Annotated in this window: 6 protein-coding genes; 1 reads left to right on the top strand and 5 read right to left on the bottom strand. The window is 64.4% G+C overall.

What is annotated here, in order from left to right:
* The coding region (locus ACOADB_RS00925) for a PD-(D/E)XK nuclease family protein (protein ID WP_378596045.1) at positions 1-2,251 on the bottom strand (2,251 nt) is incomplete at its 3' end.
* 419 nt (positions 2,252-2,670) lie between these two features.
* Here ACOADB_RS00925 and ACOADB_RS00920 point away from each other — a divergent pair.
* Entirely contained in the window at positions 2,671-2,970 is a 300-nt protein-coding gene (locus tag ACOADB_RS00920; protein ID WP_378596044.1) for a hypothetical protein, read from the top strand.
* Between the two features lie 214 nt (positions 2,971-3,184).
* On the opposite strand, the gene ACOADB_RS00915 is transcribed toward ACOADB_RS00920, so the two are convergent.
* From ACOADB_RS00915 to ACOADB_RS00900, 4 genes are all read right to left on the bottom strand, one after another.
* Positions 3,185-3,400 carry a hypothetical protein gene (locus tag ACOADB_RS00915; protein WP_378596043.1) on the bottom strand — a complete coding sequence of 72 codons (216 nt, stop codon included), beginning with the start codon at positions 3,398-3,400 and terminating at the stop codon, positions 3,185-3,187.
* 454 nt (positions 3,401-3,854) lie between these two features.
* Entirely contained in the window at positions 3,855-8,816 is a 4,962-nt protein-coding gene (locus ACOADB_RS00910) for an ATP-binding protein (protein ID WP_378596042.1), read from the bottom strand.
* Between the two features lie 2 nt (positions 8,817-8,818).
* Positions 8,819-10,435: a methylation-associated defense system protein MAD7 gene (gene mads7, locus ACOADB_RS00905; protein ID WP_378596041.1), complete on the bottom strand. Its 1,617-nt coding sequence runs from the start codon at positions 10,433-10,435 to the stop codon at positions 8,819-8,821.
* Positions 10,432-11,770: hypothetical protein (locus ACOADB_RS00900; RefSeq protein WP_378596040.1), on the bottom strand; the 1,339-nt coding region annotated here is incomplete at its 5' end. The genes ACOADB_RS00900 and mads7, both read right to left, overlap by 4 nt.

The following is an 11,770-nucleotide window of genomic DNA, read 5'->3' as shown; positions in this document are numbered from 1 at the left end:
CGTACGCGGGCAGCTGGAGCTTCGCGCCGTACGGCGCCGGGTCGGCCTGCTTGATCGAGGTGTAACCCGCTTTGCGGCCCGACTTGATGTCGGTGACGTAGATACGGCCGTCTGCGACATCGACCTTGTCCGCACTGCCGCGCATGTGAACAATGCCGCCCGGTACCGGCACCTGTATTGCCTTGGGTCCGCCTTCTGTCATCCCGAACTCGAGCTCGGCCTCGATGACTGCGGCGCCAGTGCCAGCGCGCCACGTGGAGTCGTCGTCGAGCATGGCAACCAGGGTGGCGACGATTCGTTCCTTCTCGACGGCCCACAGGCGCTGGTGACCGGTGACACCGCGGCCCTCAAACGCGAGGGCCTTGGCGTCTGCAATCGCCCGCAGGGCGTCATGGTGAGCTGTAGTCCAGGGCGCACCGGGACCGGGGAGGCTGCCCTGCTTGGTCAGGTCTTCCATACAGCCGTGGATGAAGGTGCCCAACTCGGTCGCCGGGATGGTGACGATGTCCTCGGGATTCTCGATCGGCTGGACGCCGAGGACCTTGTTCACGAAGTACGCATGGGGACAGCTGGCGTACTTCTCCAGCGAGCTGGGTGAGATGGCTTTCTCACCGGTCCGATAGTCGGGGAGTCCGGGCGCGGCGATGAGATTGCCATCGAAGCGGGTGAAGTCGTCGCTGGCTCGCGCCTCGAGGAGCTCGGCAGCGCTGGTGATCACGACGTCGTCCAGGACCTGCGCGATGGCCGCCCGGACCCGCCACTCTTGTTCGGTGGCGAGGCGATCTGTGCCGATGAGTTCGCCGGCAAACGAACCGGCGCTGTGAATCTGCGGGAGGGGTGGCAGTTCGTCCCACTTCGTCGCGGGGAGGGTGCGGTTGCCCGAGAACTCTCGGAGCGTGGGAAGAAGCCACCGGCTTGGCAGCCGCCCCTTCGTCTGGCGCAAGTCACCACGGGAGAAGGTGGCGACGACGGTCGGTGCGGTCGAGAACGCGGCGAGGAGGGCCTGGTGCTGCTCATCAATGCGCTCGCGGAGCGTGGGTAACGCGCCGTCGAGCTGCTCGCGAACTCTGTCGGGAAGCAGGACGTCCTCTCGCTGGGTGCCGGGACACAGATCCTCGGATAGTCCGACGGTGTAGACGATGTCGAGATCCAGGCCGGCGGCACTGCTGATCGGGCCGACGTACACGCCGTCGCCGAATCGGCCAACCCGCGGCAAGACGCTTTCGAGCTCAAGGGTCAGCAGGTCGTGCAGAGCGCGCACCGTCGGCGGAGTGGTGGTTGCGTCGAGGACGGACAGTGCCCGCAGCGTCAGTTCGAGGGTGGCGCAGGCGGCCTGTTCCTCGAGCGGCAGCTTGGTCATGCGTAGTTCGTCCGCGATCAGGATGCCGAAGAGGCGCGCAGCCCACTCGGTGAGGGACGACCAGGACTCGTGGTCGAGCGTGAATTCTTGCCCGAGTCGCTGGGCGAAGGTGGCCAGTCGGGCGCCTGACTCCTTGTCGTAGGTCCGCGCCTCGTGTCGGATCCAGGTCTCGAGCCGGTCGTCCCAGTGGTCCCCTCGTACGACGCCCGCTGCGCGGGAGTGCCGCTCCCACCGCGCTGTCGGAATCCAGTCACCGTCGAAGTCACGAACCGGTGCGCCGCTCAGCGCCTCGAAGAGACGAGCACGGGGGAGTCCGTGATCAGCGAGATCGAGCAGGCCGAGGAAGGTCCGGATCGTCGCCCGCTCGATCACTGGTCGCGCCCCTGGCCCGTTGACGGTGATCCCGGCGGTGGCGAGTTGTTCGGCGAGCAGGCGTGCGTAGGGACGCGGGTCGGAGTAGAGCACTGCGAGTCGTTGCGGTGTCTTGAGATCGTCCAGGACACCCCGGACCACGGCCCGGACCTCGTCGTCGGCATCGGAAGCGTGGACGATGCGCGTCGCGACCGTCGAGGGGTCGTCGAGGTTGATCTCCACGAACGGCCGGCCGCGACGCAGCGCATTGACGAACCGCTGTTCGCTTCCCGTCATCGGGCCCGGAAGGTAGAGGACCACCGGATCCGTGAACCCGGCGAGGTTGTCTGTTGCAGCCCACAGCAGATCGACGATGTCGTACCACCGGCTGCTGAGACGGCCTTCGACCTCACGGTGCAGGCGAATCAGATCGGGTCCCGGATCGGGTTGGCTCGCCACGAGTTCGAGTTGTGCCTGGGAGAGGTTGCGAAGGTCCCCATAGGTCCGGGTGAGCGCGGCCACCGTCGAGGGGTGCTCCATCACCTCGCCGAAGGCACCGGGTTCGGCGCGGAGCGCCTCCCTCCACCCTGCGGCGGTGATCGTTCGGGTTGCGGGTCGTTGTCCGGCGAGGAGGGGAGCGCCGAGTGTCTCAGCGAGTCGCCCAATTGTCGTGACGTGCACGGCTGCAACCCCGCCACTTGACGCAAGGAACCGACGTGCGGTGAGAGCGGCTAGATTGCTCGGCGCCAGGACGGTGATGGATTTGAGCGGTTCACGCCCCTTGAGCTCGAGGACGGCTCCGGCGAGTCTCGCTAAGGCGCGCGATCCGGCTGTCGCAGCCCGAGTCGATGACATGATGCGACCGTACTGGGACGCCCGACCCTACGAACCAGAAATGGTTGCTTTGGGGCAACGTGGGCTCATCGTTCGACGCAAAGGCGACTGGGTGAACTGTGGATATGGACAGCCCGTGGACCGCTCCGGACCTGTCGGCGGCCCCGGCGGCCGCCTTGCTGGCTCTGCACGCTTCCGTGCTCTCCGAGCTTCGCGCCCGCAAGGTGCTGCGCACCAACAATCTGCCGACCGGTGACTATGCCGAATGGCTGGTGTGGCGGGCTCTCGGCGGTGACATTCTCGAAGGCAACTCGACGAAGTCATATGACCTCGAGACGCCGACCTTCGGCCGCATCCAGGTGAAGGCACGTTTGGTCTCCCAGCGGTCAAGAGTGGCAACTTCAGACGTCGATCTTCAGGAGTGAAGGCTTTGACCACGCCGCTCTGGTCCTCATCTCAGACGTTGACTATTCGGTCTCAGCCGGCGTCATTCTTCCTGTGGTCGCAGTCAAGGACCGTTGGAGATGGCGCGAGTACCAGAAGGGCTGGGTGCTCCACATGAATGGACCGACGATGACCCATGCCGCAGCAGTCGATGTGACGGAAGCCCTGCAACGAGCGGCCACTCGACTCGACTGATCAGTCCTCCGGGTCCGTCCGGTAGCGGACCTTGTAGGTGTCCGTGTCCATGGTGAGAAAGCCTTGTTCCGCGAGCGAATGCGGGTCTTCGAGAACGCCGAGTGCGACCGGTGTGTCAGACCCTTTCGGACGACGCATCGCCAGAACCGCGTATTGCACGGGCTTGGCGGCCGCTCCACGCAACTCCTCGGCTCGTCGCCATTCAGCGCTGGACATAAAGAACCGACCGTCAGGTGAGTGCTTTACCTCGAGGGCGACTGGCCGGCCCACTCCGTCGTCATCGGTGAGCCAGCCGAGGAGGTCGATACCGAAGTTGTCACTCTGCGAAGTGGCATGAGGGAACTGCTGGAGCTCGTCGACGAGATCCTCGGGGTCGAGCGTGATGTCCTTCGCGGCTTCTCCGTGGCGATCATCTCGTCGACAGGTGCTCCCTGAGGCGAGTTGGGAATGCAGGTGTCCGGTCGATGACCGCCAAACGCTTGCTGTGACCCCACGTGCCACCTGAGGCAAGCGGAGCCAAGCATTGGCGCAGGGGTCGCCAAGTGGTCCTGCATGTGCAACAGCGGAGTGCCGTCCTCGAGCTGTCGGCCGGAGACCGCAACCTCGACAGAAAGCGTCGAGCCCACGCCGCACCACTTTCCGCAGAAGGCGACGACCTTGCATGCCCGCGCTACTCCCGCGCCATGTACACCTTCTGCGCCTGCACGGCGTCAGGGGTCGAGACGTAGGCAACACCTACATCCAGCTTCTCGATGTGTTGGCTGAGGTCGACGCCGTTTCGCCCACGTAGCAGCTTGGCCACCTCCTTGGAGGCCGGGAAGTTGGTTCGAAAGACGATCTTGGTGCCAGCGTTGCCGAGCACATCCTTGTGGAAGTCGTCAGCACTCTGGCTTGCGACGATCACGCCGACGCCGTACTTGCGCCCTTCCTTCATGAGCTTCGGCAGCGTGACGTCCCGGGCCATGCGGTGCGCCTCATCTAGCACGACGGCGAGCTTCATCGTGCTGTCTTGAGGCCAGGCGAACATCTCTCGATACACGCGCCGCAGGATGAACGAGGCGGCGAACCGCTGCACCTCCTCCATGAGATGACTGAGGTCGATGATCCAGCCCTGGGGTGGATCAGTACGCAGCTCAAAGCCGCCCGTAGCGTCCTCGCGGAACAGTCCGAAGTCGGTGAACGTGAGTAGTCGCGCGGCAGCGTTCTTGCCGGCCGCCCCCTTTTCGACCTCTTCCAGGGCGGTGGCGAACTCGGGCATCGTCGGGAGGCGGTCCCCTCGAGTGCTACCCACCCACCCGGTGTCGGCGTACACCTTCTTCAGCGCGCCATACACGTGAGTGCGCTGGATCTCCCCGAGCTTTGCGACGTAGGCGATGATCTCGGCAATCTCCCATGCCGTGCTGTTGATTGGCCGTTTGCTTTCGACGTCCGGCTCGAACGGGCTGAACGGCAGGCCGAGAGCCGCATCGAGGACCACCGCGCCGGCGGGCGGATCGGCTGCCATGTCGCCATGGAAGTCGAACACCAGGGACGGCAGCCCCTGCTGCTCGAAGTCGCGAATGACCTTGCGGGTGGTCACCGACTTGCCCTGACCGGGGATGCCGATCACGAACGCATGCGGGCTTCCCTTGGTACTCACCCGCCAATGCACCGGAGATCCACCCGGATCATCACCCAAGGTGACGACAACCTCTCTGGTGGTGGTCACGACGGACTCCTCGGGGTCCTCCGGAGCCGCTACGGGTGCGGGCGTTGCCGGCTCACTGACCGAATCGGTCGGCGGCTTCTCTGAGGCCGAGCTCGGCTCATCAGCGTTGTGCACGTCGGACGGGTGCGCTTCCTTCTCGACCTCACCCTCGGCCTCCTCGGTCACAGGCTGCCCCTTTTCCTCGGCCCGATCCCTCTCCTCCGGGTCCTCGGGGTCGAGCACCGGCGGCAAGGGCAGCGGCTCAGGCTCACTGATCGGCGTGACCGGCGTCGTCGGCTTGAGTGGCTCCGGCAGTGGGTCGAGCCGGGCACGAGTCGACAGGCCGATCTGGCCGAGGTCCTGTGCGGTGAGGACACGCAGTGGGATCTCGCCGTATTGCTTCTTGAACCCCTGAGCGCCGTCGAGGCTGATGACCCACCCCGTCATCGAGATCTCGGCACGCTCACCCTTTTCTTCTACGCGATCGATGTAGCGGTGAATCTCGTTCAGCTTCGTAGGGTCGATCAACTTGTGTGTCGCAGCTCGGTCGGCGTAGTAGTGGAGCAAGCTGGTCAGACGCGCCATCTGAAGCTCCGCGTCGATCCTCGGCGGGTCGGAGAAGAAGCGTGACTCCAGCACCTGCTTCGTGACCTGGAGCTGCTCGATGATGGTGTCGGCAAGGGTCTGCGCGATGTGGGCCTCCTTGCGCGACTTGACCTCGACGCACTCGATCTTGAACGACCTCTGACCCAGCCGGACTAGTAGGAGGTCACATCGGCGGGCTACCCCCTCGTCGTGTGCTCCGTGACCGAAGATCTCTGGGTGCGCGTCGACGGGCACGACGATGGTGTTTGCGAGCTCGCCACGAGCTGTCAGGTGACCTACCAACGCGGCCAGCGAGACGGCTTCCCGCGCTTGAGTTGTGTTCTCGAGGAGCCGAAGTGCCAACCGGCCCGATACCACGGCGAGCGTCTGTAGCACGGATCCCACACTGCTCTCGACCTCGTCGAGGCCTAGCTCGGACATGGCGCCAGCGAGTAGGAACTCGACCTCGCTGCGGTGCGTTGTCGTCACCGTCAGCCGATCGCCGATGCCCTCCACGAAGTCCGGCGCGTAGTCGAGGATGAACGGATCGCTCAGCCCGGACTCAAACAGGTTCACTCCGACGAACTTGTCGATTCCGATCACCCAATCGGCACGCTGATGAGCTGCCCGGATGCGCGCTTGGGCATCCCCGTCGAGGGTTACGTGGACAGCGGGCACTGAGTCGGGGCGTCCGCCGCCACGCCGAGCCAGCGCCCGCTGGTGGGCACGGTGGAGTGACACGAGTTCGGAGTCGCCAGACCCGCCACCAAGGCACGGGACGCTTTCCCACACCAGGTCGCCGTTTTCCTCCCGACTTGTGGTCACCAGCGGCACGAGCATGTCGCGGAAGGAGGGCTTGCGCTCCGGGCTCGTGCCAAGGCCCAGACTGGCGACACCCGGGTCCTGTAGGAGGGCCAGGTGGGCTTCCCTGGAGTCCTCCATGAGCGACTCGGCATTGCGCACGCTCAGCGAGAGCGGAGGCGCCAGATGCGTCGAGGAGGCGACACTTTCGCGATGTCGCAGGTCTGCCTGCAGAGCTAGGAGCCTGTGCACTGGGCTGACATACGACCAGCTATCGGTATAGGCGATGACCTCATTGCGTCTGGGCCCCATGGTGAGGACTTCGGACGATTCCTCGTCGCCGAGCTCGGCGGGTCGAGACAACGAGGAAAGGGCGCCTGCGAGCAGTTCTCCCGAACCTGGATTCACTGTGAGCAACCGCAGCGCCGCGCCCGGGTCGTGTGCGCGCTCGTAGGCACGGATTCGCTGGGCAACGAGGCGGGATGAGGCTCGCATAGTGGACGTGGCGCGATCGAGATCCAAGACCGAGCAGATGCTCTCGGCAGCGGCATCACTGTCGACGGGTCCCGGCACGATGTAGAGACCGGACCCGTAGGTCAGCTCTTCGGCGTAGACCGCCTCTTTCCCGCTGTGGTGCAGCACACTGAAGGGAAGGTTGGCGGGCACGACTTGCCCCACCATCTCAGCACTCAGCATCGAAGGTCGAGCGCTGCGTGGCGTGACGTCAGTGAGCTCGTCGGCCCACCCTCGCACAAGTTCGTCAAACGTCGCGACCCACATCACCCGCAGTGGATGGATCGGAAGGAGAACCACGGCGTCGATCGAGTGATTGCTCCGCTGCACGCTCAGACTGAGCGTGTCGACGAGGAGGAGATCGCGCAGCGACTCATCGTCGGCACTGTCGATGGCGCGCCTGAACGACGCCGCGTAGGACTTGGCAGCCTCACGCAGCTCATCGGTCCAGCGTGCTGACTCGATCGTGTCGCGCGGGCCGCCGGCCGCAAGCTGCTTGAGGAAGTCGCTCCGTGCCTTCTTGACAGCCGCGGGCAGGTTGACGTCGAGAGTGCCCGCGCCATCCCATTCGAGCGGGGTTCCGTAGGAGCCTTGGGCGGAGTGGCAGGTGGGACCCAGAGGATCGGCGGTTGCTTGCCGCTGCAAGCGGATGATCAGCTCGTTGACTCTCACCTGGATAGCCCGCCGGTTTCCAAGGCGCAGCCCAAACACTTGACCGGCCAGGTCCCAGGTCACGAGGTCCTCTGTGAGGTCATCGAGTCCGTCGAGCGCCGCCCGCACCACGGCCTCCGGAAGGCTGGGTGCCGCCGTGCGCCGGGCCTTCGATTCGGGGGCGTCGCCGACGGCAATCTGGAACTCCTCGCTCTCGGCGACCGCTGGCTCGCCTGAGGTGAGGTCGACCTCGTCGCCGTTGGCCCCCAAGGCCGTGAGCACGACAACGAAGCGGGCTCCTTCGGCAAGGTCATCCTCGGTGATCGAGACCTTGACCGTGGCGCGCTTGCGCGTGCCAGGCGCCGTCATGCTCACCAGTGGTTCGTCGTCGTCCCTGCGCTGATCAGCGGGACGCGCGACCTCAAGGCGCCACTTTGCAACGTCTGTGACGTTGGTCGGGTCGGTCTTCCACGTGACGACGACTGGAGCGGCGCCGTCCTCGGGCACCGTGAGGATCAGTTGACCGTCGGCGCCCAGATCCAACTTCGAAGCCTTGACCAGTGTTCCGTCAGGGTTGGTGAAGGGGTCGACCTCGAGCTTCTCGAGGGCGTTCTCCGGACGGTCGGCCGGCGGCCAATGTTCGAAGGACAGGTGGCGGTGACTGGTGGCGATGTCATGCGCCCACAGTCTTGCGTTCGACAGGCGGGAGCCGCGTTGGTCGAGGAAGTCCCGCAAGGGCACTCGCCATGCCCCGATCTTCATGTTCGCTGCCGAGAGCCGATCGTCGATCGTCGCCGCTGGGCGACTCGGCCGGCTGATCGCATGTGCCGCCGCCACATTGAGCCCCAGACGTGACAGGGGCTCGGGGCCAAGATCCGGTATGAGCCCAATTCTCCAGAGGTTCTCGCCGAATGCTTGGTCCGTAGGATCTTTCACGATCGCTGCCATGAACTCGGCCCAGGCTTCGCGATCAGCTCGTGCCACGTTGCGACGCAGACGGCGGACTGCCTCGAGCAGCCCCTGATTGGTCAGATCACTGACGAGACTGAGGTCGGCCTGGGAGAACAGGTCGAGCATCGGGATCCGCTTGAACGAGTTGTCGAGCGAGCTGGCCGCGTGCCCTTCACCGGCGGGCACAAGCAAGAGACATGCCTGTAGCTTCCGGTTGCGCAGTTCGATGGCCTTCTGTGGGGGAATCTCGATGTCGCCCGCAGGATCTGCTCGAAGGATATTGACCGCGACGCCCGGCAGGCGTTGACGCAAGGCGTCGACGAGAGTGGGACCTAGGCCTGGGGCAACGTCGTCAATGCGGACGCAGTGCCCGGGTTCGGCGCCCTCCATGACCTTCGCCAAGTGGTCGACAAGGACGTCGTGGAGGAGGTTCTTCGTAGTCACAGTCATCGCACGGCCGCCCGGGGACGAGTTACGAATTGAGCGTTGAAGTCGTCGGAGAGACCGCGGAAGCAACCGAGAAGTTTGAGCCGCTGTGTGAACGCGGAGAGATTCTCGGCGGCTCCAGCTCGAGCGCTAGCGGAATCGAAGTCAGTCGGTGGGTGGTCGATGAGGATGCCAAAGCGGTGATGCAGACGTTTGAGTAGTTCTTGGACGGGGAGCTCGCTGAGCGTTCTGTCGCCGCCAGGCTCCACGAAGCAGAGGCACAACAAGGTTGTCAAAGCCTCGTCGGAAGGCGCGTAGCGCCAAGAGGGGCGGTAGCGCAGGGTCCCCGAAAGAAGACCGTAGGACTTGGTGATTCCCCCCGTGCTCCAGAACCACTTGACCTGATTCTCAAGGCCGCGTTTGCGCAGGCCCTCGACGAGCACCTGGATGAACTTCTCCGTGCCGGTGAGGCCCTCGCTGAGACGGACTTCGCGGACGAAAAGCCGCTCGTCGCTCCCGTCTTCTAGCTCATCCTCGATCTGCTTGAGCTTGATGCGCAGGATCGTGGCGATCTCAGGGTTGTCCTTGAGGTCCACGATGGCTTGGAGGTTCTCCTCGGCCGTTCCGTCGAAAGCGGGTGCAGTTTCCATCGAACCTGCGGCGTCACCGAGCGAGCGGATCAGCAAACGGTCGCGAAAGAGATTCCGCATGATCTCGAGATCACGCAACACGCACTGCGCGGTCAGCTCGTCGGACCCGCCGCCCTTTCGCCGAACGAAGTCGACGTACATCTCGCAGGGATTGCCATTAGCAGGGGGCGGTTCGTTGTCCAATAGAGCTCGAACCGTGCGGGCGCTGATGAGGGGCAACTGCAGAAGGCGGAGTGAGATGAGGGCGCTCAGGTGGGCGTAGGCCTCACCCACGGTCATTTTCGGACCGTAAAGTTCTAGCAGCGCGACCACATCGCGACCGAGCGGGTCGACTGCCAACGGCACCGGGGGGTCAGCCTTGGCACGCTCCCTACCGTTGTTCTGACTGGCCGTGAAGCCTTCCAGAAAACGGAGGGCGAGCAGAGTGTCGATGTCGACAGTCTCGGTCTCGTCGTAGCGAGGATCGGCCCAAGGAGCTACCCCCACGTCGACGCCAGAGCCGAATGTCGCGCTGAACAGCTCGTCGATCTCCTTGGTCGGATTGCTCGAGCCGCGGCTTTCAACCACACGCGAGACGGACCGGTAAAGAAGGTCGTCGGCTTTACGGTTGCGTGAACTGTTCTTGGGTAGGCCGCTGCGGTAGCTCGCAATTGTCAAGGGACGCAGGTAACCCATCACCACCCTGTCGCGCTTGAGGCCCGCTCGTTCTTCCACGAGAATCGACGATCGGACCCAGCCGTCGAGCACGTCACGCCCGCGGTCTCCCTCAAAGCCGATGAGTTCGGAATGTCCGAGCAACGTGTCGAGGTAGTTCGTGTACGCCCTCGTGTCCGTCTTCGAACCAGCCGTTCGGCCCCGCTTCACCGCCATTTCGAGGATGCGGGTGAGCATGCGGTCGACGTCGAGGTCGTTAAGCTCAACCGGGAGCACGACCTCGGTCTGCAGAGAGTTCAGGTCCTTCATTGCCTTTGGGATCGAGAAGCTCATGCGTCCTCCAAGACGATCTGCGTGCCGTCGATGCGGGCGACGGCGACTGAGCCGGACGAGTCGACGATCCGGGCCTCCATCGAGGGGCGGCGCGCTAGCTGACTCACGAAGGCTTCGATCTCCTCAAGGATTGCGTCGGTCGCGAGGTCGTTCACGAGCTCGCCGTCCGCCGCGCGCAGGATGATCTCAGCGGTGTCGAGGCTCAGAGTGATGCTTGGGTTCGACACATGGGCGAGAGTGAGCTGATCGGCAATCGTTTCGACGTACGGCGATCGGGCGTCGTCGATCGAGACCGTGAACTCGGCGGCGGGCACCGTGTGCAGGATCGCCCAAGCCGCGCGAGGCATGCCGCTGCTCATGGCCAACCCGTCGTCGGTGTAGCCAAACGCTCCCACCAGGCGGCTAATGCCGAGAAGCAAACGCGCCCGGGTGCGCCTTGGATCTTCGTTCCTCAGCATGGATGTGAACTCTTCGAGATACCGATAGATCATGACGCTGGTGCGATCGGTTTGCTGAGCCTCATCGCTGACCAACTCGAAGTAGAGGCCGCGAGCGACAGTGTCGACGCCGTTGTAGACCGGGTCTTGCGAGGCGGCGCCCTGAGTGCGGAAGAGGCGGTCGACTCCGGGGGCGGCTACCTGAGCCGGATCCAGCTCTGACCACTCCGCCACGAGGTAGTCGCTCGATTCGGTGGAAAAAGCCAACTCCGAGATCAATGCCCTCTCGAGCTGCATCGCGCTGAGGTTGGACGAGCGCCACTGGTGAATGTCGGCGCACGACCGATCGCCAGTGATCAGCCATGCGATTGCGGAGCGGACATCTCGAAAGGTGGCTCGGCGGCGGCGCCTCAAGTGGCTGATGCGGACGAGCTCATCGAAGACCTGGGCGCCCTGACCGCTCAGAGTGTCTCGGTTGGCCAGAATGGGGCAGTCGTATTGGGCCACGCAGCCACTGCAGTCCTCCCAGCGAGCGTGGTTGACCATGCTCGCGAGTGCGTTGAGGGCAGGCCCATCGTGGCCGTCCTCACTGGCGAGCGAGCGACGTTTGAGGTCGACGACCGCCAGCCGCGACCCTGGCGTCGCCTTGCCATTGACCTGGTCCTTGACGTCGAATCCCCAGGCTTCGTACTCCCCGCCATGGTCATCGAAGAACTGCAGAAGGCGGCCATCGTTAACGGCGATCAGAGCTGTGCCGTGACCGGCTTCAATGACTGCGTCAAGCGCGGCGCTCACCAACTCGTCCGCGGACAGGTCGCCATGCGACTCGCTTGCGTCGTAGACGGCCGTGAAGAGTCGGTCGCCTAGGACGTGTCTCCTAAGTCGCGAGCCAGATGGT

It is taken from the genome of Nocardioides sp. CPCC 206348, from assembly GCF_048654705.1.
Taxonomy (GTDB): domain Bacteria; phylum Actinomycetota; class Actinomycetes; order Propionibacteriales; family Nocardioidaceae; genus Nocardioides.
This window is presented reverse-complemented; position numbering and strand designations above follow the sequence as displayed.